The sequence below is a fragment of the Pseudomonas sp. B37(2017) genome (assembly GCF_002112885.1).
GTDB lineage: Bacteria > Pseudomonadota > Gammaproteobacteria > Pseudomonadales > Pseudomonadaceae > Aquipseudomonas > Aquipseudomonas paraglycinae.
Genome location: NZ_NEIX01000003.1, coordinates 531,137 through 550,801 on the forward strand (window position 1 = coordinate 531,137; position 19,665 = coordinate 550,801).

The following is a 19,665-nucleotide window of genomic DNA, read 5'->3' on the forward strand; positions in this document are numbered from 1 at the left end:
ATCAGCGGTCGTTCTTCTGATAGATGATGGCTTTTGTGCCGTTGTCGCAGGTGCCGACGATCATGGCGATGTCGTGTTTTTCAGCCTCTTCCTTGGAGACTATCTCCAGGGTGTAGGAGGGCACGGCATTCGCCTGAATCTTGATTTCGATCTCTTGCTTGAGTTCTTCGCAGTCTTTGGGCGCTGCGAAGGCTGACGTTGCCAGCACGCCACAGATAACCGCCAAGGCAAAACGTTTCATGGTTGAAGCTCCATCGAAGCAGCGCGCACGAAGATGCGCGAAAGCTGCTGTCATTTATTCGACCACATTTTTGCCTGGCGGGTTCTGATCCGGCTCAATCCCGTCAGCCAACAAGCGACGCGTCGAGACTGATCTTCGCATTCAGCACCTTGGACACCGGGCAACCTTCCTTGGCCTTGTTGCTCAGTTCTTCGAACTGCGCCTGGGTCGCTCCCGGAATTTTTGCCTTGAGGATCAGTTTCACTGCGGTGATCGCAAAGCCGCCATCCACCTGATCCAGCGTGACCTCGGCCTGGGTGTCGATGCTGTCGGCCTTGAGCCCGGCGTCACCGAGAATCATCGAGAACGCCATGGAGAAACAGCCCGCATGGGCGGCGCCGATCAGTTCTTCCGGATTGGTGCCCTTGCCGCCCTCGAAGCGGGCCTTGAAGCCGTACGGCGCTTCACGCAGGACGCCGGTTTCGGTGGAAATCGAGCCGATGCCGGTTTTCAGGTCACCTTCCCAATGCGCGGATGCCTTCTTCACGATAGCCATGTGTGCCTCCTTCAATTCGGGCGCGAAACGCCGCGCCGTCGTGGTTTTTGCCTGCAAGGCTTCTGAGGATAGACGCCGGAACAAAGTTCAGCCCAAGTGAATCGTTGACTTTTTTAGTAGGAAATTTCGGATCGGCTATTGAAACTCGGGTATATGCCCTTATTGCACAGAACACGCTTATGAATTGGGCAGGTTTGCGTTCGCCAAGAACACACCTGCGCCCTCAATCGGAGATGCAGGTTTATGAAGCAACTGTCCGACGTAAAGTTTTCCACCCTTGATCTGGTGCCGGTACGCGAGAACGGCAGCCCGGCCCAGTCGCTGCGCAATTCGCTGGATCTGGCGCAGCATGTTGAAAAGTTCGGTTACACGCGGTTCTGGGTCGCCGAGCACCACAACATGGATGGCATTGCCAGTTCTGCCACCTCGGTGTTGCTGGGCTACCTGGCCGGCGGCACGTCGACCATCCGAGTCGGCTCCGGTGGCGTGATGCTACCCAACCATGCACCGCTGGTGATTGCCGAGCAGTTCGGCACCCTCGAAAGCCTGTATCCGGGGCGAATCGACCTCGGTCTGGGCCGTGCGCCGGGTTCGGATCAGATGACCGCCCGTGCCCTGCGCCGTGAGCGCTCCGGCAGTGCCGATGACTTCCCCGAGGACGTGGCAGAGCTGGTGCGCTTCCTCGGCCCGCGCACCCCGGATCAGCGGGTGATCGCGATGCCGGGCACCGGCACCAATGTGCCGATCTGGCTGCTCGGCTCCAGTCTGTTCAGTGCGCAACTGGCCGGCGAGCGCGGTTTGCCCTACGCCTTCGCCTCGCATTTCGCACCGCGCTTCATGCACGAGGCGATCCGCGTCTACCGCAATCACTTCAAGCCATCGGCGGTACTCGATAAACCGTACGTGATGCTCGGCGTGCCGCTGGTGGCCGCTGACACCGATGAGCAGGCCGATTACTTGGCAACGTCGGTGTACCAGCGAATTCTCGCGCTGATGCGTGGGCAAAGTCTGGTGCAGCGCCCGCCGGTGAAAACCATGGACGGTCTGTGGTTGCCGCATGAACGTGAGGCGGTGGGGGATTTCCTCGGTCTGGCGATGGTCGGCAGTCCGCAGAAAATCCGCGCGAAACTCGAAGTGCTGATCGAACAGACCCAGGCTGACGAACTGATCTTCACCTGCGACCTGTATGAACACGCCGATCGCCTGCATTCCTACGAATTGCTGGCGCAGGTCATGAAGGGCTGAGCCCGATCGCCGCGCACAAAAAAGCCGACGCATTGCGTCGGCTTTTGTTTTTCCGGCGTGATCAGCCGCGGGTGTAGACGATCTCTTTGGCACCGCCTTCGCAGGTGCCGACGACTTTGCCGCCACTGGCCGCACCCTTGTCGACAATCTCCAGCGAATACCCGGAAACGTTCTTAGCATCCAGCTTGGCCGCAATTTCAGCCTTCAGTTCTTCACAGGGCTTGCCGGCAGCAAACGCACCACCCGCAAGGCTCAACAAACCTACCGCCAACATGAACTTCTTCATCGGTCGCACTCCCTGGTCGGATTAAAAAAGGCGGGCATCGAGCCGTTCGCCCGATGCGCTCACCTTGTAGCGCTTTGCCATTCCTATGGCACTCGGCCAGCGCGCAAGTTCAGAAGCGTAGACCAAACTCAGCTGCTGGCAATCCGGAACCCGACTTTCAGGGTCACTTGAAAGTGCGCCGCCTTGCCGTCCTTGATGTGGCCTCGGGTTTCGGTCACTTCGAACCATTCCAGATGCTTGATGCTTTTGTTGGCCTCGGCCAACGCATTGTTGATGGCGTCTTCAATGCTGCTGGTGGACGAACCGACCAGCTCGACTTTCTTGTAGGTGTGATGGTCACTCATGGTGTTCTCCTTGAAGTGTGCAATTGAGCCTAGCAGCGATTTGCCGTGTTGATTTCGGCGATCCGGGCGAGGGGAAGTTCAGATTTTCTGCACTTTCCAGAACCCGTGAAGTCCCAACCAACACACGCCACTCATCACCAATGCAGGAGAGCCACCATGGCCAACACCTCGTTACGCAAAGCCTCGTTGCAAAGCATGGAAGCGGAGATCGAGAGTCTGCTCAAGTCGTTGGAAAGCCTGAAGGACGACGCTTCTGACGAGTCGCGCAAGACCCTCAAGGCGCTCAAGGGCAACGCTGAAAGCGCGCTGAAACACTCGCGCAGCCTGCTCAGCGATGCCTACGAAGAAGTCAAAGTCAAAACCCGCGAGACCGGGATCGCCACCCGCGATTACGCGCAGGAACATCCGTGGACGACTGCCGGTGTGGCGGTCGGTGCGCTGGGTCTGCTGGCCGCTTACTTGCTGTTCAAGCGCGGCGAGTGATCCGCCTGGCGCAGCTCGTTCCTGAGCCACTGCGCCAATTGCCGGGCGCGCCCGTCTACGGCGCGCTTGGGTAGCCACAACGCCAGTTGCGCCGGGGTTTCACTGAAACCCCACGGCGCGACCAGGCGCCCGGCCTTCAAGTCTTCGGTCACCAGCGGTTCCGGCGCGATCGCCACGCCCAGCCCGGCGACGGCCGCTTCCAGCAAGTAATACAAATGCTCGAAACCCTGCCCCAGCTTCAACGCCTTGGCGTCGAGGCCGCTTTGCTGCGCCCAGCTCGGCCAAGCTTGCGGGCGTGAAGTCGTGTGCAGCAAGGGTTCGTCGAGCAGGGCAATGGGCGGTGCCGATTGCAGGCGCTGATAGCCGCTGAACAACGGGCTCATGACCGGGCCGATGCGCTCGCTGGCCAGCTCGTAAACTTGCATGTCTGCCGGCCATGGCGGTTCGGCGAACAGCAGCAATGCATCCAGCCCCGGGCGACGCGGGTCGAGATCGCCTTCACCGGCGGACAAGTGCAGACGCAAATTCGGAAGATCGGCGTTCAAGCGCCCCAATCGCGGAATGAACCAGCGCGCCAGCAAGCTACCTGAGCAACCGAGTACGAACGGCGCATCGGCGGTGCTTTGGGTCAGTTCGGCGCAAACGCTGCGCAAGCGGTCGAACGCCTCGCCGCTGGCATCGCGCAGACGGATGCCGGCATCTGTGAGTTTCAGGCCACGACCGTCCTTGACGAAAAGACTGACGCCGAGGTGCTCTTCCAGCACCTTGAGCTGGCGGCTGACCGCGCCGTGGGTGACGTGCAGTTGCTCCGCAGCCTGGCTGACACTGTTCAGGCGGGCGGTGGCTTCGAAGGCGCGCAGGGCATTCAGCGGGGGAAGGTCATGGCTCATGATATCTGTGAGTTTTCCTGACAGGTTGTGGCGATCTTATCGGTTTTCAGCCTGGAAGGTCAGGGGTAGAGTGAACGCCATTGTCTTCTCGTGAAATCCGCTGGAGCGAACCATGACCCAGACTTCGAACACCTCCGATCTGCGTAACGGCCCTGACGCCAACGGCCTGTTTGGCTCGTTCGGCGGCCGTTACGTTGCCGAAACCCTGATGCCGTTGATCCTCGACCTGGCCCGCGAATACGAAGCGGCCAAGGAAGATCCGGCGTTCAAAGAAGAATTGGCCTACTTCCAGCGCGACTACGTCGGACGTCCGAGCCCGCTGTACTTCGCCGAGCGCCTGACCGAGTTCTGCGGTGGCGCCAAGATTTACCTCAAGCGCGAAGAGCTGAACCATACCGGCGCGCACAAGATCAACAACTGCATCGGCCAGATCCTGCTGGCGCGGCGCATGGGCAAGAAACGCATCATCGCCGAGACCGGCGCCGGCATGCACGGCGTGGCTACCGCCACCGTGGCTGCACGTTTCGGTCTGGACTGCGTGATCTACATGGGCACCACTGACATCGAACGTCAGCAGGCCAACGTGTTCCGCATGAAGCTGCTGGGCGCCGAAGTGATCCCGGTGGTCGCCGGCACCGGCACCCTGAAAGACGCGATGAACGAAGCGCTGCGTGACTGGGTGACCAACGTCGACAGCACCTTCTACCTGATCGGCACCGTGGCCGGTCCGCACCCTTATCCAGCCATGGTTCGCGACTTCCAGGCCGTAATCGGCAAGGAAACCCGCGATCAGCTGCAAGCCCAGGAAGGTCGCCTGCCGGACAGCCTGGTGGCGTGCATCGGCGGCGGCTCCAACGCCATGGGCCTGTTCCACCCGTTCCTCGACGACAAGAGCGTGGAAATCATCGGCGTCGAAGCCGCCGGTTACGGTATCGAGACCGGCAAACACGCGGCCAGCCTCAACGGCGGCGTACCGGGTGTGCTGCACGGCAACCGTACCTTCCTGCTGCAGGACGACGATGGCCAGATCATCGACGCCCACTCGATTTCCGCCGGCCTCGACTATCCCGGCATCGGCCCTGAGCACGCGTGGTTGCATGGCATCGGCCGCGTCCAGTACACCTCGGTGACCGACGACGAAGCCCTCGCTGCGTTCCACCAGTGCTGCCGTCTGGAAGGGATCATCCCGGCACTGGAAAGCGCCCATGCCTTGGCCGAAGTATTCAAACGTGCACCGAAACTGCCGAAGGATCACCTGATGGTGGTCAACCTTTCCGGTCGCGGCGACAAAGACATGCAGACCGTCATGCACCACATGGAACACTCTCAACAAGAGCAATCGAAGCAGGAGAAACACTGATGAGCCGCCTGCAAACCCGCTTTGCCGAACTCAAAGAACAGAACCGCGCCGCCCTGGTGACCTTCGTCACAGCTGGCGACCCGGACTACGACACTTCGCTGGCCATCCTCAAAGGCCTGCCGAAAGCCGGTGCCGACGTGATCGAACTGGGCATGCCGTTCACCGACCCGATGGCCGACGGCCCGGCGATTCAGCTGGCGAACATCCGTGCTTTGGGCGCCAAGCAGAACCTGATCAAAACCCTGCAAATGGTCCGCGAGTTCCGCAAGGACAACAGCGACACGCCGCTGGTGCTGATGGGTTACTTCAACCCGATCCACAAGTTCGGCGTCGAGCGCTTCATCGCCGAAGCCAAAGAGGCCGGCGTTGATGGCCTGATCGTGGTCGACATGCCACCAGAACACAACTCGGAGCTGTGCGACCCGGCCCAGGCGGCGGGGATCGACTTCATTCGCCTGACCACCCCGACCACCGATGATGCGCGTCTGCCAAAAGTGTTGAACGGCAGCTCTGGCTTCGTTTACTACGTGTCGGTTGCCGGTGTGACCGGTGCCGGTGCGGCTACGCTGGAACACGTCGAAGAAGCGGTGGCGCGTCTGCGTCGGCATACCGACCTGCCGATCAGCATCGGTTTTGGTATCCGCACGCCGGAGCAGGCGGCGTCCATCGCGCGTCTGGCCGACGGTGTGGTGGTGGGTTCGGCGCTGATCGATCACATCGCCAATGCGACCACGCCGGACCAGGCCATCGACGGCGTGCTGAGCCTGTGCTCGGCGCTGTCCGAAGGCGTGCGTAAGGCTCGCGTCAGCTGAAGGTAAAGTTCCTGATACAGAGGAATTAGGGCCTCGCGGCACAGACTAATTGAGCAAGACCGAGGGATTCAGAACCACGTTCTGAATCCCTTTTTGCTGTCAGTGCAGTGAGGAAAGACCCGATGAAAATGCCGAAACGTCTGATTGCCAGTCTGGGCGTGCTGATGATCAGCGCGACGCCGCTGCTGGCCAGCGCCGATCCGCGCGACGATCACGACCACGGCGGCCCGCAACAGGGCCACTACGACAATCGCGGTGGCGATCACCATGATTGGCAAAGCAACCATCGCGGCGGCCCGCCGCCTCGGGATTTCGGCCCGGTGCGTCAGGTGATCCGCGACAATCATGGCTACTTCGTTCGCGGTGCACCGCCACCTCCAGGCATCCATCTGGTACGTGGCCGGCCGCTGCCCCACGGCTATTACGGCGAGCGGCTGGATAACCGGGCGTTGAGTCGTCTGCCGTATTACCCGGGTTATGAATGGCGTCGTGCCGGTGGTGACATCGTGCTGATCGCGGTGGGTAGCGGGGTCGTTTACGAAGTGCTGGATGGCGTTCTGTACTGATCGTCAGGCAATAAAAAAGACCGCAATCTTCACAGGCTGCGGTCTTTTGTTTTCAGGGTCGTTGTTTTTCAGGGCAGCTCCAGTCCGCCCGAGGCTTTGTGCAGTTTGCGCAGATGCTCGCCGATCTGCTTCACGTTGGCCTCGCTGGCCGCAATCTCGGCTGCTCGCCTTGGCTCCAGCAGCGCGCGCACTTCTTTATCCAGATCGCCGGTGAGTGCCAGCAACTGTTTCTGGCGCTGACTGCTTTCGGCTTCAAGCCTGCTGAACTCGCTTGGTTGCGGCAGGCCGTAACCTCGGGAGTCGAGCAACTCTGCCGGCCGGCTGAGGAAGCCGCTGTTGGCGAGGATCTGTTGCAAGGTCGCGTTGGCCTTGTCCATGCCACCGTTCTCCAGCTCCCGGGCGCCGAGGTAGCGTTGCTTGACCTCATCCTGAGCGAGCAACAGTTGGCGGCGGAAACTGGCTTGCTCCAGCAACAACAGCGCGGCGCTGGTGCGCAGGTCGGCCCGTTCGAACCACGGGCGACGCTCTTCGGCAGACAGCGAAAGCCATTCTTCCACGGTTGTCTGCTTGATCGGCAATTGCTTCTTCAACACATCGAACATCGCTTGATAACGATCACGGAACGAGTCGAAGCGATAACCCAGGCGCAACGCCTCTTTCGGATCATCGAGCACGCTGGTGTCGGCCAGGCCTCGCCCCTTCAGCACTTCCAGCAAGCCATTGGGCATGATGCTGTCCAGGCCGGTGAGCCGGGCGTTGTTGCTGCCGCTGCGCAACAGCTTCAGTCCTTCCACCGCACAGTTGTTGGAGAGGAAGAAGTAATTGCCGTCGTAGCTCCAGTGCATTTCGGCGGCGTGTTCGACCACGCCCTCGATTTCGCTGCGCGAGAGATTCAGCGGCACCGACGCCAGGCTGCGCAGTTCGGTCTTGGTGTATTCGTCGATCACCTGCGCCAGCGGCAGCACGAACAGTCGTGACGGGTACTTGCCGACCAGTCCGTCCCAGCTCGACAGTTGTACGTCACCGACGAAGGCGCGGTACGAGAGCACCAGATGCTGGTCCAGATCCAGTCGGCAGTCGGGCCCGCGTGGTCGGCCCGGTGCACAGATCACCAGACGCAACATACTGTGGCCCCAACGGCTGACCCAGTTCTGATTGGCTTCGGCCAACAGGTAATCCACCGCGTACACGCGCTCCGGATCGACCTGGCCCAGGGGCTGTTTGGCAAAGTCGTTGCCGGCATTGAGGAAGGCGAAGGTTTTGGCGCACTCATCTTTCGCGGGCGGTGCCCAGCCGAAGTGTTCCTGGTAATAGTGATACAGCGCCGGGCGACGGCAGGCGTAACTCGGGTCGAGGAGGAAATACTCCATGTTGACCGCGACAAACTCCTTTGGGCTGGAGATTTCGTAGAGGTCGGGGCTGCGGGCGATCTGCCGGTTGTGCTGTTCCCGCTCACCCCGACGCCCGACGTATTGCTGCCAGCCGGCGAGGTCGAGCAGGCGTGGATCATCGCTGAGGGTGAAGCGCCGACCGTTCTGGCCGCGGCATTCATCGGGAATGCCGATCAGCCCGGCGCTGTTGTTGCGTCGGGTACAGCGCTGGATCAGCGTGCGTTCGGCCGCCGGCCACAAGCGCGCGCGATCGTAAATATGGGTGATTTCGTGCAGCACCGTGGCCAGCAGTTCCCGGCGAACGGTGCCGTGGGGGCGATTGGTTTTTTGTTTCGCCGCACTGCCGTCGGTGAGGCTGGCGAGCAGTTTGCGGTTCAGATCCAGCTCGGAGACGAGTGTCGCTTGGCCGTAGGCGTTGCCGGGCATGTCGTCGGTCCAGCCGACATCGATGCGCCGGTCCAGACGTTCGATGAAGCTCGGCGGCAACGCCTGCATGGCTTCATCGAGCAGTGCCTGGCTGGCCTGTTGTTGGGCGGGGCTCAGACCGTCGGTCTTGAGCCGCAATTGCAGGCCGGCGTGGGCGCTGTTGCCAAGCAGCAACAACGCCCCGGCCAGCAGCCAGGCGCCGAGTGACTTCACAGTGCGAGGATGGCTTCGGCGAGTACCTGATCACTGGCGTCGCGAGCTTCCGGCACGCGGGTGCGCAAGGTGTTGAAGGCGGCTTCCAGGTTTGCACCACGGATATCACCGTCGCTGGCCACGAAACTGGCGGCGTCGTCGTGGGCTTCGCGGATGATTTTCGAATCGCGAATCGACGTGGTGGTGTCGGAAGTGAAATCGATGGTGCGCTGGGAAGCGCGGACGATGATGTTACTGGTGGCTACCAGGGTGTGTGCCTGGGCCATATCGGCCAACAACAGCAGGCCAAGGGCGGCAGCAATCAGCGGGCTACGCATGGAACGACTCCGAAAAGACAGGGATGACTATTGGACGAGAATTGCCTGTGCCAGTTCAAGGTCGCTGACATGAAGTTTTGGCCGGCTCTTGCGCAGGTAATGCAGGGCGGATTCGAGCTGTGCGCCGCGCATCTGGCCGTCACTGGCAACGAACGCTGCGGCATCGTCGTGCGCGGCGATGATCAGTTTACGGTCGAACGGCGCGGAAGACACCATGCCGGTGGCCCAGACGCTGACAACGGTGTTCTGCGTGGACACATCGAAGGCGTCTGCAAGAGGAACCCAGCAGGCGGTGATCAGGATAGAAGGGATAAGCAGATTTGTAAGAAAACGCATGGGACTCGGCAGCTGTTGGCGAGTCCCAAGGCTAGCGCAATGCCCGGACTAGAGCCAGCGCCGAAACATCGGGACACGACCGGCGTGTCCCGCGATGCCTCTGTCGCTTAGATCGTCAGAATGGCCTGGGCCAGTTGTGCGTCGGTCGCGTTCAGTTGTGGAGCCTGATGACGGATGTGATCCAGTGCGCTCTCCAGTTTCACGCCACGGATTTCGCCTTCGCTGGCCACGAAGCTGGCAGCGTCGTCACGGGCAGCGAGCACGATCTTGTCGTCACGGAAGGACGAGGTGACGTCGGAGGTGGCATCGGAAGAGGACTTGAGCGCGCCAACAACGGCGTCGGTGGTAACGATGAAGCTAGTGGCGCTGGCGTTGGCAGCTACGGCCAGCAGAGCGGCGGCGCTGAGCAGACGAAGACGGGACATGGGAGAACTCCTGTGGATAAACCGTATTGAGAGGTGGCTCGGTGTCTGAAGGTCAGACGCCAGTCGCACAGCATTCGCCACGTTCTGCATGGATCTTAGGCCTCCGTTGCGAGTTCGCACAGTGGTCAGGATGCTGGCCTGAACACATTTTGCGTAACTGTACTTGTCATTAATCAATTTAAAGAAACTGTACCTGTCTGGTGTTTCAGGCTGGGTATTCAGGTTTTTCTGCCCTGAAACGACAAGACCCGTCGCGGTTTCCCGCGACGGGTCTTGTGTGTTCAATTCGGGTTGCTGGCGGTGGGTCTAGCGACCAGAGCCAGCGACGCTGCTTAGCGCCAGAACGGCTTGCTCAGCTCTTCGTAGCGTTGTGCTTCGCTAATCCCGGCGTCAGCCAGCAGACGCGAATCCAGACGAGCCAGTTGATGGCGGCTGGAGATGCGGCGCTGCCAAAGCATCAGGTTGGCGATAACGCGCAGAGGCAGGGAAGCCTGGGTGTTTACAGCTTTGTCTTCGAAGAACAGTTCGGAACTGAGTGTACGTTCCATGGTTGACATCCTTCCGCTTGTGGCGGGATTAGGTAGTGGTTTAACTGGTGCCCATGATCCTCTCGTTTGGCCAGTCTCTCTAGATACAGTTCACCTGTATTGTGAGTGACCAGTTAACTGTTTATAGGGGGTGTACGGGTCAAAATTGCGCAAACTGTACCTGTCTGCGCTTATTTGGTGCATTTTTACCCAATTCGATGGTTCGAGTAGGCAAAAGCCGTAGGAAAAGACCGGTACAGCAGTACAGTTTTTGACGGTTGCAGAGGTTTTCAGAATCCCGCTGGCGAAACTGTGTTTGCACCAACGGGAAATCTGTGCGGATTACACCGCCAGCATGCGTCCGGTTTCTTCCAGATTGATGTGCCAGCTCAGGGCGTCACGCAGGATATGCGGGGTGTGGCCGCCAATGGCGCAGGCTTTGTCGAAGTAGTCGTTCAGCGCCTGGCGGAAATCCGGGTGCACACAGTTATCGATGATGACCCGGGCGCGCTCGCGTGGCGCCAGGCCGCGCAGGTCGGCCAGGCCCACCTCGGTCACCAGGATGTCGACGTCATGCTCGGTATGGTCGACGTGGCTGACCATTGGCACCACGCTGGAAATCGCACCGCCCTTGGCGATCGACTTGGTCACGAACACCGCCAGGTGTGCGTTGCGCGCGAAGTCGCCCGAGCCGCCGATGCCGTTCATCATCCGCGTGCCGCAGACGTGGGTGGAGTTGACGTTGCCATAGATGTCGAACTCCAGGGCCGTGTTGATGCCGATGATGCCCAGGCGCCGCACCACTTCCGGGTGGTTGGAGATTTCCTGGGGACGCAGTACCAGCTTGTCCTTGTACTTCTCCAGGTTGCCGAACACGTCGCTGTTGCGCCGCTCCGACAGGGTGATCGAGCTGCCCGAGGCGAAGCTCAGCTTGCCGGCGTCGATCAGGTCAAAGGTCGAGTCCTGCAGCACTTCGGAGTACATGGTCAGGTCTTCGAACGGCGAATCGATCAGCCCGCACATCACCGCGTTGGCAATGTTGCCGATCCCGGCCTGCAACGGGCCGAGCTTGTTGGTCATGCGCCCGGCATCGACTTCCTGCTTGAGGAAGGTAATCAGGTGATCGGCGATGGCTTTGGTATCGACATCCGGCGACGACACGGTGGACGGCGAGTCCGACTGCTGGGTGATGACGATGGCGACAATCTTCTCCGGCGGGATCGGGATCGCGGTGCTGCCGATGCGGTCGTCGACCTTTACCAGCGGAATCGGCGTGCGGGTCGGGCGATAGGTCGGGATATAGATGTCGTGCAGACCTTCGAGGTTGGCGTTGTGTGCCAGATTGATCTCGACGATCACGTGTTTGGCGAAGATCGCGAAGCTCGCCGAGTTACCCACCGAAGTGGTCGGCACGATGTGGCCCTGTTCGGTGATGGCCACGGCTTCGATCACGGCAATGTCCGGCAGCTTCAGCTGCTGGTTGCGCAGTTGCTCGACGGTTTCCGAGAGGTGCTGGTCGATGAACATCACTTCGCCGGCGTTGATCGCCTTGCGCAGGGTGCTGTCGACCTGGAACGGCATACGCCGCGACAGCACGCCGGCTTCGGTCAGTTGCTTGTCGAGGTCATTGCCCAGGCTGGCGCCGGTCATCAGGCTGATCTTCAGCGGCGTGACCTTGGCTCGCTCGGCCAGCGCATGGGGCACGGCCTTGGCTTCGCCGGCGCGGGTGAAGCCGCTCATGCCGACGGTCATGCCGTCCTCAATCAGCGCAGCGGCGTCGGCGGCGCTCATCACTTTATCCAACAACGAAGGCAGGCGAATACGGTCACGGTACATGGATTATTTTCTCGGGCAGCGAGTAGCAGGATGCGCAGTCTAGTGAATTTCGCGAGCGCCTGTCCCGCTACCAAGGTCGCAAACGAGGCGTCTATTTAGCGGGTTTCAAGTAAAACACCGTTACTGGATCTGCAACAACGCGGCAAATTGTCCGACGTTTTGCGTAAACAAAAACGCCCCGACAAGTCGGGGCGTTCGGTGTTGCCGGCGAGGGTTACTCGACTGCTTTGACCATGTCTTCGATGACTTTTTTTGCGTCGCCGAACACCATCATGGTCTTGTCCAGGTAGAACAGTTCGTTGTCCAGACCGGCATAGCCGCTGGCCATCGAGCGCTTGTTGACGATGATGGTCTTGGCCTTGAACGCTTCGAGGATCGGCATGCCAGCGATCGGCGATTTCGGATCGTTCTTGGCGGCCGGGTTGACCACGTCGTTGGCGCCGAGCACCAGCACCACGTCGGCCTGACCGAACTCGGAGTTGATGTCTTCCATCTCGAACACCTGGTCGTACGGCACTTCGGCCTCGGCCAGCAGTACGTTCATGTGCCCAGGCATCCGACCGGCCACCGGGTGGATCGCGTACTTCACGGTCACGCCATGGTGGGTCAGCTTCTCGGTCAGCTCTTTCAGGGCGTGCTGTGCGCGGGCTACCGCTAGGCCGTAACCCGGAACGATGATCACGGTGTCAGCGTTGGTCAGCAGGAAAGTCGCATCGTCAGCCGAGCCGGATTTCACCGGGCGGGCTTCCTTCTCACCGGCAGGACCGGCGTCTGCTGTATTGCCGAAACCGCCGAGCAGTACATTAAAGAAGGAACGGTTCATCGCCTTGCACATGATGTACGAGAGGATCGCACCGCTCGAACCCACCAGCGAACCTGCAATGATCAGCATCGAGTTGTTCAGCGAGAAGCCGATACCCGCTGCTGCCCAGCCGGAATAGCTGTTGAGCATCGACACCACCACCGGCATGTCGGCGCCGCCGATCGGGATGATGATCAGCACGCCCATGACGAACGCCAGGGCCAGCATCAGTGCGAACGCGGCGAGGTTGCCGGTCAGCATGAAGGTGATGCCGAGGATCAGAGTCGCCAGACCCAGTACCGCGTTCAGCTTGTGCTGACCGCTGAACTGTACCGGTGCGCCCTGGAACAGACGGAACTTGTATTTGCCCGACAACTTGCCGAAGGCGATCACCGAACCGGAGAAGGTGATTGCACCGATGGCTGCGCCGAGGAACAGCTCCAGACGGTTACCCGCCGGGATCGAGTCACCCAGTTGCTTGACGATGCCCAGCGACTGCGGCTCGACCACGGCAGCAATGGCGATGAACACCGCTGCCAGACCGATCATGCTGTGCATGAACGCAACCAGTTCAGGCATCTTGGTCATTTCAACGCGTTTGGCCATTATCGAACCGGCGGTGCCGCCGATCAGCAGGCCGACGATCACGTAACCGATGCCAGCAGTCGCCAGCTCAGCGCCCAGCTTATAGATGAGGCCGACGGTGGTGAGGATTGCCAGCGCCATGCCGAGCATGCCGAACAGGTTGCCGCGGCGCGACGTGGTCGGGTGCGACAGACCCTTGAGGGCCTGGATGAAGCAGATCGACGCGATCAGGTAGAGCGTCGTGACGAGGTTCATGCTCATTACTTAGGCGCCTCTTCTTTTGCTTTCGGGGCTTTCTTCTTGAACATCTCAAGCATGCGGCGGGTGACCAGGAAGCCACCGAACACGTTGACCGCGGCCAGTGCCACCGCGAGGGTGCCCATGGTCTTGCCCAGCGGAGTGACGGTCAATGCAGCAGCGAGCATGGCGCCTACGATCACGATCGCCGAAATGGCGTTGGTCACTGCCATCAAAGGCGTGTGCAGCGCGGGTGTAACGTTCCAGACCACGTGGTAACCGACATAAATCGCCAGCACGAAGATGATCAGGTTGTAGATACCGGGGGAGATAAGCTCTTCCATCGTCTGAATCCCTGCTTAGGCGTTTTTGCGGATGACTTGGCCGTCGCGGCACATCAGGCACGCGGCGACGATGTCGTCTTCGAGGTTCACTTCGAACTGGCCTTCTTTGGTGAAGACCAGCTTCAGGAAGTCCAGCAGGTTGCGTGCGTACAGCGCCGAGGCGTCTGCGGCGACTTCACCGGCGAGGTTGGTCGGGCCGACGATCGTCACGCCGTTCTCGATCACGACCTGATCGGCGACGGTCAGCGGGCAGTTGCCACCCTGGGCGGCTGCGAGGTCGATGACCACCGAGCCGGGTTTCATCTGCGCCACGGTGTCCGCGCTCAGCAATGTCGGTGCCTTGCGGCCCGGGATCAGTGCGGTGGTGATGACGATGTCAGCCTGCTTGGCGCGCTCGTGCACGGCCTGGGCCTGGCGCTGCATCCAGCTCGCCGGCATCGGGCGTGCGTAACCGCCGACGCCGACCGCGCATTCGCGTTCTTCATCGGTCTCGTAAGGCACGTCGACAAATTTGGCGCCGAGGGATTCGATCTGTTCCTTCACGGCCGGACGTACGTCGGACGCTTCGATGACGGCACCCAGACGTTTCGCCGTGGCAATCGCCTGCAACCCGGCCACACCAGCACCCAGAATCAGCACGCGCGCCGCTTTCACGGTGCCCGCAGCGGTCATCAGCATCGGCATGAAGCGCGGATAGTAGTGAGCGGCCAGCAGCACCGCCTTATAGCCGGCAATGTTCGCCTGGGACGACAGCACGTCGAGGCTCTGGGCCCGGGAGGTACGTGGCGCCGCTTCCAGGGCGAACGCGGTAATCCCGCACTCGGCCATCTTCGCGATGGTGTCGTTGTTGAACGGGTTGAGCATGCCCACCAGCACCGTTCCGCGCTTGATCAGCGTCAGTTCGGCATCGCTTGGCGCGACCACTTTGAGAATCAGCTCGGCGCCAAACGCGTCATTGGCACTGCCAATGGTTGCGCCTGCCGCTTCATAGGCACTGTCGACAACGCTGGCTTTAATGCCGGCGCCGGTTTGCACAGTGACCTTATGACCTTGGCTGATCAGCTTTTTAATGGTTTCCGGGGTTGCAGCAACCCGTGTTTCACCGGTCTGGGTTTCGAGAGGAACACCAATGTGCACGTCAAATCTCCTGCGTGATCTTATTGAGTAAACCCATGCACTACGGATGGTGCGACTGGGGCGGCCGATCAGCACGATCCCGCCAAATCAGGGCGGGGCGCGGCATTTTGCAGGCGAAGTTTATGCCCTTCAAGGGATTATGACGGGTGACGGAAAATTAACTACAAGTCATCCCGTGACCGAATGTCGCAGATGGCCAGTTGAATCCCTTGCAGGCCGTGCCTTTCAAGGAGTCTGGATGAATTTGAAGAATTTTCTCATCGGTGACGTGAATAGGCCGCAATGAGTCGCGAATGAGGGCGCAAAGCCACGTCGGCAGGCGCTTGTGGGACGTCTGTACGACTTTCGGATACAGTCTGTCTGTTTGCGACAAATAGTTATATCTGTAGGGCTTTGGTTTTCCTGACTACGGGGTTAGTAATCGCTGGAGGCCTTTATCCTTCTAGGTTGTAGCTGTGTGCCTGGTTCACCAGCCAGTCACGAAAAGCCTTGAGTGACGCCGATTCGACCTTTCGTTCCGGAATCATCAGGTAATACGCCTTGATGCTGGAGAGCGCGTTCGGGTTGGCAACCACCAGGCGCTTCTCGGCCAGTTCGCGCTGAATCAGGAACGGTGGGATCAGCGCGATGCCCATGTCATGCATGGCCGCCTGGGCCAGCATGGAGAATAGCTCGTAGCGCGGACCTGTCATGTCACGGGGGATGTTCAGGTGTTGCGAGTTGAACCACTGTCGCCAGGCGTAGGGGCGGGTGGTTTGCTGGAGCAGCGGCAGATCGGCGATTTCATCGGGTGTCAGGTGCGTCTTGTTGCCGAGCAGGACGGGACTGCATACCGGCATCGGATTCTCCCCCATCAGTCTGTGGGATTCGGTACCGGACCAGTCGGCATCGCCAAAGTAGATGGCGGCATCGAAGTCAGTGTCGGCAAACAGGAACGGGCGCGTGCGGTTGGTCAGGTTGACTGTCACTTCCGGGTGCTTGAGCTGGAAGTCCTTCAATCTTGGCAGCAGCCATTGCGTGCCGAATGTCGGTACCACGGCGAGCTCGATCACATTGGTGCCTTGCTGACCCATCACCGACAGGGTGTCGCGCTCAACCGCATCAAGTTGGGTGGCGACCCGACGGCTGTAGGAAAGCCCGGCTTCCGTCAGCTTCACTCCGCGACGCGAACGTCGGAAGAGTTCGACGCTGAGGAAGTCCTCGAGGCTGGCGATCTGTCGGCAAATGGCGCCCTGAGTGAGGGAAAGTTCTTCGGCGGCCTTGGTAAAGCTCTCGTGACGGGCGGCGGCCTCGAAGCTGATCAGGGCGGTGGTGCTGGGTATCTTGCGGCGCATGTACGTCAACCTCACTAATACATCGCTTAATCGGCATTTTGCGACGTTTCGGAGTGAGAAATTAGCACAACAGGATGCGAAATCCTCGTTTGCCGGGATGGCAAAGCGGGCCTAGGATCAATGCCACGTTAATTCACCCGATTTGCGAGGACTCACTCATGGGCGGTAAAGCTAGCTTCAACTGGATCGATCCACTGCTGCTGGATCAACAGCTGACTGAAGAAGAACGCATGATCCGCGACACTGCCGCGCAATTCGCCCAGCAGAGCCTCGCGCCACGCGTTCTGGAAGCCTTCCGCCACGAGAAGACCGATCCGACGATCTTCCGTGAAATGGGTGAAGTCGGCCTGTTGGGTGCGACCATTCCCGAGCAGTACGGCGGCAGCGGCCTCAACTACGTCAGCTATGGCCTGATCGCTCGTGAAGTCGAGCGCGTCGACTCTGGCTACCGTTCGATGATGAGCGTGCAGTCGTCGCTGGTGATGGTGCCGATCAACGAATTCGGTACTGAAGCACAGAAGCAGAAGTACCTGCCGAAGCTGGCTTCCGGGGAGTGGATCGGCTGCTTCGGCCTGACTGAACCGAACCACGGCTCCGACCCGGGCGCGATGATTACGCGTGCACGCAAAGTCGACGGCGGCTACAGCCTGACCGGTGCCAAGATGTGGATCACCAACAGCCCGATCGCCGATGTGTTTGTGGTCTGGGCCAAGGACGATGCGGGCGACATCCGTGGCTTCGTTCTGGAGAAGGGCTGGAAAGGCCTGAGCGCTCCAGCGATTCACGGCAAGGTCGGTCTGCGGGCTTCGATCACCGGCGAAATCGTCATGGACAACGTGTTTGTGCCGGAAGAGAACATTTTCCCGGACGTGCGTGGTCTTAAAGGTCCGTTCACCTGCCTCAACTCCGCACGTTATGGCATCTCTTGGGGCGCGTTGGGTGCTGCCGAGTTCTGCTGGCACACCGCTCGCCAGTACACCCTGGATCGTCAGCAGTTCGGTCGCCCGCTGGCTGCTACTCAGTTGATCCAGAAAAAGCTGGCGGATATGCAGACCGAGATCACTTTGGCGCTACAAGGCTGCCTGCGTCTGGGCCGTATGAAAGATGAGGGGACCGCTGCGGTTGAAATCACTTCGATCATGAAGCGTAACTCTTGCGGCAAGTCTCTCGAGATCGCCCGCATGGCGCGTGACATGTTGGGCGGCAACGGGATCTCTGATGAGTTCGGTGTGGCCCGTCACCTGGTCAACCTGGAAGTGGTGAATACCTATGAAGGTACTCACGACGTTCACGCGCTGATCCTCGGTCGTGCGCAGACCGGCCTGCAGGCGTTCTATTAATAGGAGAGCGACCATGGGCGCGCTGTCGCATCTGCGGGTACTGGATTTATCGCGAGTGCTGGCCGGCCCATGGGCTGGTCAGATCCTGGCCGATCTCGGGGCGGAAGTGATCAAGGTCGAGCGCCCGGGCAATGGTGACGACACCCGCGCCTGGGGGCCGCCCTTCCTGAAGGACGCTTACGGCGAGAACACCAGCGAGGCGGCTTATTACCTGTCGGCCAACCGCAACAAGCAATCGGTGACGATCGACTTCACGCGTCCCGAAGGTCAGAAACTGATTCGCGAGCTGGCAGCCAAGTCCGACATCCTGATCGAGAACTTCAAGGTGGGTGGTCTGGCGGCCTATGGCCTGGATTACGAGTCGCTGAAGGCGATCAATCCGGATCTGATCTATTGCTCGATCACCGGTTTCGGTCAAACCGGACCGTATGCCAAGCGTGCGGGTTATGACTTCATGATCCAGGGTCTCGGCGGGCTGATGAGTCTGACCGGGCGACCTGAGGGTGATGAAGGTGCCGGACCGGTTAAGGTGGGGGTGGCGCTCACGGATATCCTGACGGGGCTGTATTCGACCGTGGCGATTCTGGCAGCACTGGCTCATCGTGATCACGATGGCGGCGGGCAGCATATCGATATGGCGTTGCTGGATGTGCAGGTAGCATGCCTGGCCAATCAGGCGATGAACTACCTGACGACGGGCACTGCGCCAAAGCGGCTGGGGAATGCACATCCGAATATCGTGCCGTACCAGGATTTCCCTACGGCTGACGGCGACTTCATTCTCACGGTGGGCAATGACGGGCAGTTCCGCAAGTTCGCCGAAGTGGCGGGGCAACCGCAGTGGGCGGACGATCCGCGTTTCGCGACTAATAAGTTGCGGGTGGCGAACCGTGCGGTGCTGATTCCGTTGATCCGCCAGGCGACAGTCTTCAAGACGACCTCCGAGTGGGTGGCTCAGCTAGAACAGGCGGGTGTGCCATGTGGGCCGATCAATGATCTGTCGCAGGTATTCGAGGATCCGCAGGTGAAGTCTCGCGGGTTGGCGATTGAGCTGCCTCACGCGCTGGCGGGGATGGTGCCGCAGGTGGCCAGTCCGATTCGGCTGTCGAGGACGCCTGTCGAGTATCGCCATGCGCCTCCTTTGCTGGGCGAGCATACGTTGGAAGTTTTGCAGCGGGTGCTGGGTCTTGGGGCTGGAGCGGTGGCTGCGATGAAAGAGGATGGAGTGCTCTGATGGTTCTCTCTATATAGAAGGGGTACTGAATCCTTCTTCTATATAGAGGGTATTGGGTGTTTTTTGGCCTATCCGCAAGTTATTGAAAGAAAAGCGAAATTAAGGGTTGACGGCAGATTCTGAGTCTCTATAATTCGCCCCACTTCCGGCGCAGTAGAAACGGAAAACTCCTTGAGATTCAATGAGTTAAGTAGGTTTCGAGAGCGGGTCGCTTCAGTTCATCGAAGCCTGGAAGGAGTTGGAAATGCCGGTTTGTTCGGTGCTTTCAACGGTTCGATCTTCTCAGTCGAAAGCGGAGAAAAGAGGTGTTGACAGCAGCGTGTAACGCTGTAGAATTCGCCTCCCGCTAACGAGAGATCGGAAGCGCAAGTGGTTGAAGTTGTTGAAGAAATCTTCGAAAACTTCTGAAAATAATCACT

Annotated in this window: 22 protein-coding genes and 1 pseudogene; 7 read left to right on the forward strand and 16 right to left on the reverse strand. The window is 60.0% G+C overall.

Going from position 1 to position 19,665, the window contains the following annotated elements:
• Position 1: 1 nt before the first annotated feature.
• Positions 2-241 carry a DUF1161 domain-containing protein gene (locus CAF90_RS11745; protein ID WP_007953935.1) on the reverse strand — a complete coding sequence of 80 codons (240 nt, stop codon included), beginning with the start codon at positions 239-241 and terminating at the stop codon, positions 2-4.
• A 103-nt stretch (positions 242-344) separates the two neighbouring features.
• On the reverse strand, positions 345-776 hold the full coding sequence (locus CAF90_RS11750; protein WP_007953923.1) for an OsmC family protein: 432 nt from the start codon (positions 774-776) through the stop codon (positions 345-347).
• 243 nt (positions 777-1,019) lie between these two features.
• On the opposite strand from CAF90_RS11750, the gene CAF90_RS11755 reads away from it, so the two are divergent.
• Positions 1,020-2,021, forward strand: a complete 1,002-nt coding sequence (locus CAF90_RS11755; RefSeq protein WP_065260633.1) for an LLM class flavin-dependent oxidoreductase — start codon at positions 1,020-1,022, stop codon at positions 2,019-2,021.
• A gap of 61 nt (positions 2,022-2,082) precedes the next feature.
• Here CAF90_RS11755 and CAF90_RS11760 read toward each other — a convergent pair whose 3' ends face one another.
• Positions 2,083-2,307 carry a DUF1161 domain-containing protein gene (locus CAF90_RS11760; protein ID WP_085606439.1) on the reverse strand — a complete coding sequence of 75 codons (225 nt, stop codon included), beginning with the start codon at positions 2,305-2,307 and terminating at the stop codon, positions 2,083-2,085.
• Between the two features lie 128 nt (positions 2,308-2,435).
• Complete coding sequence (locus CAF90_RS11765) at positions 2,436-2,651, reverse strand: dodecin (protein ID WP_007953919.1); 216 nt, start codon at positions 2,649-2,651, stop codon at positions 2,436-2,438.
• A 156-nt stretch (positions 2,652-2,807) separates the two neighbouring features.
• Between CAF90_RS11765 and CAF90_RS11770 the strand changes: the two genes are divergently transcribed.
• A complete protein-coding gene (locus tag CAF90_RS11770; protein WP_007953918.1) occupies positions 2,808-3,134 on the forward strand; it encodes a YqjD family protein in 327 nt (108 codons plus the stop codon).
• Here CAF90_RS11770 and CAF90_RS11775 read toward each other — a convergent pair.
• Positions 3,107-4,024: a LysR family transcriptional regulator gene (locus CAF90_RS11775; protein WP_085606441.1), complete on the reverse strand. Its 918-nt coding sequence runs from the start codon at positions 4,022-4,024 to the stop codon at positions 3,107-3,109. The genes CAF90_RS11770 and CAF90_RS11775 overlap by 28 nt on opposite strands.
• Before the next feature lie 112 nt (positions 4,025-4,136).
• Between CAF90_RS11775 and trpB the strand changes: the two genes are divergently transcribed.
• The 3 genes from trpB to CAF90_RS11790 all read left to right on the forward strand — a co-directional run bounded on the left by trpB (position 4,137) and on the right by CAF90_RS11790 (position 6,762).
• Positions 4,137-5,384: a tryptophan synthase subunit beta gene (trpB, locus tag CAF90_RS11780; RefSeq protein ID WP_085606443.1), complete on the forward strand. Its 1,248-nt coding sequence runs from the start codon at positions 4,137-4,139 to the stop codon at positions 5,382-5,384.
• A complete protein-coding gene (gene trpA / locus CAF90_RS11785; RefSeq protein ID WP_007953915.1) occupies positions 5,384-6,196 on the forward strand; it encodes a tryptophan synthase subunit alpha in 813 nt (270 codons plus the stop codon). The genes trpB and trpA overlap by 1 nt, the downstream gene beginning before the upstream one ends.
• Positions 6,197-6,318: 122 nt before the next feature.
• Positions 6,319-6,762 (forward strand): anti-virulence regulator CigR family protein, encoded by a 444-nt coding sequence (locus tag CAF90_RS11790; RefSeq protein WP_007953914.1) that lies wholly within the window; start codon positions 6,319-6,321, stop codon positions 6,760-6,762.
• 68 nt (positions 6,763-6,830) lie between these two features.
• Here the strand turns inward: CAF90_RS11790 and CAF90_RS11795 are convergent, their stop codons facing one another.
• The 10 genes from CAF90_RS11795 to CAF90_RS11840 all read right to left on the reverse strand — a co-directional run bounded on the left by CAF90_RS11795 (position 6,831) and on the right by CAF90_RS11840 (position 16,672).
• Positions 6,831-8,792, reverse strand: a complete 1,962-nt coding sequence (locus CAF90_RS11795) for a DUF4105 domain-containing protein (RefSeq protein WP_085606445.1) — start codon at positions 8,790-8,792, stop codon at positions 6,831-6,833.
• The gene (locus CAF90_RS11800) at positions 8,789-9,109 is read right to left on the reverse strand and encodes a DUF2388 domain-containing protein (RefSeq protein WP_007953910.1); all 321 of its coding nucleotides are present in this window, start codon (positions 9,107-9,109) and stop codon (positions 8,789-8,791) included. The genes CAF90_RS11795 and CAF90_RS11800 overlap by 4 nt, the downstream gene beginning before the upstream one ends.
• Positions 9,110-9,136: 27 nt before the next feature.
• Positions 9,137-9,445, reverse strand: a complete 309-nt coding sequence (locus CAF90_RS11805) for a DUF2388 domain-containing protein (protein ID WP_007953909.1) — start codon at positions 9,443-9,445, stop codon at positions 9,137-9,139.
• 107 nt (positions 9,446-9,552) lie between these two features.
• Positions 9,553-9,870, reverse strand: coding sequence for a DUF2388 domain-containing protein (locus CAF90_RS11810; protein ID WP_007953908.1), 318 nt, complete (start codon positions 9,868-9,870; stop codon positions 9,553-9,555).
• Between the two features lie 332 nt (positions 9,871-10,202).
• A complete protein-coding gene (locus CAF90_RS11815) occupies positions 10,203-10,418 on the reverse strand; it encodes a DUF1127 domain-containing protein (protein ID WP_007911656.1) in 216 nt (71 codons plus the stop codon).
• Between the two features lie 321 nt (positions 10,419-10,739).
• The gene (locus CAF90_RS11820) at positions 10,740-12,233 is read right to left on the reverse strand and encodes an acetyl-CoA hydrolase/transferase family protein (RefSeq protein ID WP_064592552.1); all 1,494 of its coding nucleotides are present in this window, start codon (positions 12,231-12,233) and stop codon (positions 10,740-10,742) included.
• A gap of 214 nt (positions 12,234-12,447) precedes the next feature.
• Positions 12,448-13,881, reverse strand: a complete 1,434-nt coding sequence (locus tag CAF90_RS11825; RefSeq protein ID WP_085606447.1) for an NAD(P)(+) transhydrogenase (Re/Si-specific) subunit beta — start codon at positions 13,879-13,881, stop codon at positions 12,448-12,450.
• Positions 13,881-14,201, reverse strand: a complete 321-nt coding sequence (locus CAF90_RS11830; RefSeq protein ID WP_003220416.1) for an NAD(P) transhydrogenase subunit alpha — start codon at positions 14,199-14,201, stop codon at positions 13,881-13,883. The genes CAF90_RS11825 and CAF90_RS11830 overlap by 1 nt, the downstream gene beginning before the upstream one ends.
• Before the next feature lie 15 nt (positions 14,202-14,216).
• Positions 14,217-15,338: a Re/Si-specific NAD(P)(+) transhydrogenase subunit alpha gene (locus CAF90_RS11835; RefSeq protein ID WP_085606449.1), complete on the reverse strand. Its 1,122-nt coding sequence runs from the start codon at positions 15,336-15,338 to the stop codon at positions 14,217-14,219.
• 434 nt (positions 15,339-15,772) lie between these two features.
• Positions 15,773-16,672: a LysR family transcriptional regulator gene (locus CAF90_RS11840; RefSeq protein WP_085606451.1), complete on the reverse strand. Its 900-nt coding sequence runs from the start codon at positions 16,670-16,672 to the stop codon at positions 15,773-15,775.
• A 158-nt stretch (positions 16,673-16,830) separates the two neighbouring features.
• Between CAF90_RS11840 and CAF90_RS11845 the strand changes: the two genes are divergently transcribed.
• On the forward strand, positions 16,831-18,012 hold the full coding sequence (locus tag CAF90_RS11845; RefSeq protein ID WP_085606453.1) for an acyl-CoA dehydrogenase: 1,182 nt from the start codon (positions 16,831-16,833) through the stop codon (positions 18,010-18,012).
• A gap of 13 nt (positions 18,013-18,025) precedes the next feature.
• Positions 18,026-19,246 carry a CaiB/BaiF CoA-transferase family protein gene (locus tag CAF90_RS11850; RefSeq protein ID WP_085606455.1) on the forward strand — a complete coding sequence of 407 codons (1,221 nt, stop codon included), beginning with the start codon at positions 18,026-18,028 and terminating at the stop codon, positions 19,244-19,246.
• Between the two features lie 218 nt (positions 19,247-19,464).
• Here CAF90_RS11850 and CAF90_RS29625 read toward each other — a convergent pair.
• Positions 19,465-19,665 (reverse strand): annotated as a pseudogene (locus CAF90_RS29625) (hypothetical protein); the annotation flags it as partial.

Coding starts and splice junctions, on each gene's coding strand:
- CAF90_RS11745 (WP_007953935.1), bottom strand. CDS start 241: ATGAAACGTTTTGCCTTGGCGGTTATCTGTGGCGTGCTGGCAACGTCA.
- CAF90_RS11750 (WP_007953923.1), bottom strand. CDS start 776: ATGGCTATCGTGAAGAAGGCATCCGCGCATTGGGAAGGTGACCTGAAA.
- CAF90_RS11755 (WP_065260633.1), top strand. CDS start 1,020: ATGAAGCAACTGTCCGACGTAAAGTTTTCCACCCTTGATCTGGTGCCG.
- CAF90_RS11760 (WP_085606439.1), bottom strand. CDS start 2,307: ATGAAGAAGTTCATGTTGGCGGTAGGTTTGTTGAGCCTTGCGGGTGGT.
- CAF90_RS11765 (WP_007953919.1), bottom strand. CDS start 2,651: ATGAGTGACCATCACACCTACAAGAAAGTCGAGCTGGTCGGTTCGTCC.
- CAF90_RS11770 (WP_007953918.1), top strand. CDS start 2,808: ATGGCCAACACCTCGTTACGCAAAGCCTCGTTGCAAAGCATGGAAGCG.
- CAF90_RS11775 (WP_085606441.1), bottom strand. CDS start 4,024: ATGAGCCATGACCTTCCCCCGCTGAATGCCCTGCGCGCCTTCGAAGCC.
- trpB (WP_085606443.1), top strand. CDS start 4,137: ATGACCCAGACTTCGAACACCTCCGATCTGCGTAACGGCCCTGACGCC.
- trpA (WP_007953915.1), top strand. CDS start 5,384: ATGAGCCGCCTGCAAACCCGCTTTGCCGAACTCAAAGAACAGAACCGC.
- CAF90_RS11790 (WP_007953914.1), top strand. CDS start 6,319: ATGAAAATGCCGAAACGTCTGATTGCCAGTCTGGGCGTGCTGATGATC.
- CAF90_RS11800 (WP_007953910.1), bottom strand. CDS start 9,109: ATGCGTAGCCCGCTGATTGCTGCCGCCCTTGGCCTGCTGTTGTTGGCC.
- CAF90_RS11805 (WP_007953909.1), bottom strand. CDS start 9,445: ATGCGTTTTCTTACAAATCTGCTTATCCCTTCTATCCTGATCACCGCC.
- CAF90_RS11810 (WP_007953908.1), bottom strand. CDS start 9,870: ATGTCCCGTCTTCGTCTGCTCAGCGCCGCCGCTCTGCTGGCCGTAGCT.
- CAF90_RS11815 (WP_007911656.1), bottom strand. CDS start 10,418: ATGGAACGTACACTCAGTTCCGAACTGTTCTTCGAAGACAAAGCTGTA.
- CAF90_RS11820 (WP_064592552.1), bottom strand. CDS start 12,233: ATGTACCGTGACCGTATTCGCCTGCCTTCGTTGTTGGATAAAGTGATG.
- CAF90_RS11825 (WP_085606447.1), bottom strand. CDS start 13,881: ATGAGCATGAACCTCGTCACGACGCTCTACCTGATCGCGTCGATCTGC.
- CAF90_RS11830 (WP_003220416.1), bottom strand. CDS start 14,201: ATGGAAGAGCTTATCTCCCCCGGTATCTACAACCTGATCATCTTCGTG.
- CAF90_RS11840 (WP_085606451.1), bottom strand. CDS start 16,672: ATGCGCCGCAAGATACCCAGCACCACCGCCCTGATCAGCTTCGAGGCC.
- CAF90_RS11845 (WP_085606453.1), top strand. CDS start 16,831: ATGGGCGGTAAAGCTAGCTTCAACTGGATCGATCCACTGCTGCTGGAT.
- CAF90_RS11850 (WP_085606455.1), top strand. CDS start 18,026: ATGGGCGCGCTGTCGCATCTGCGGGTACTGGATTTATCGCGAGTGCTG.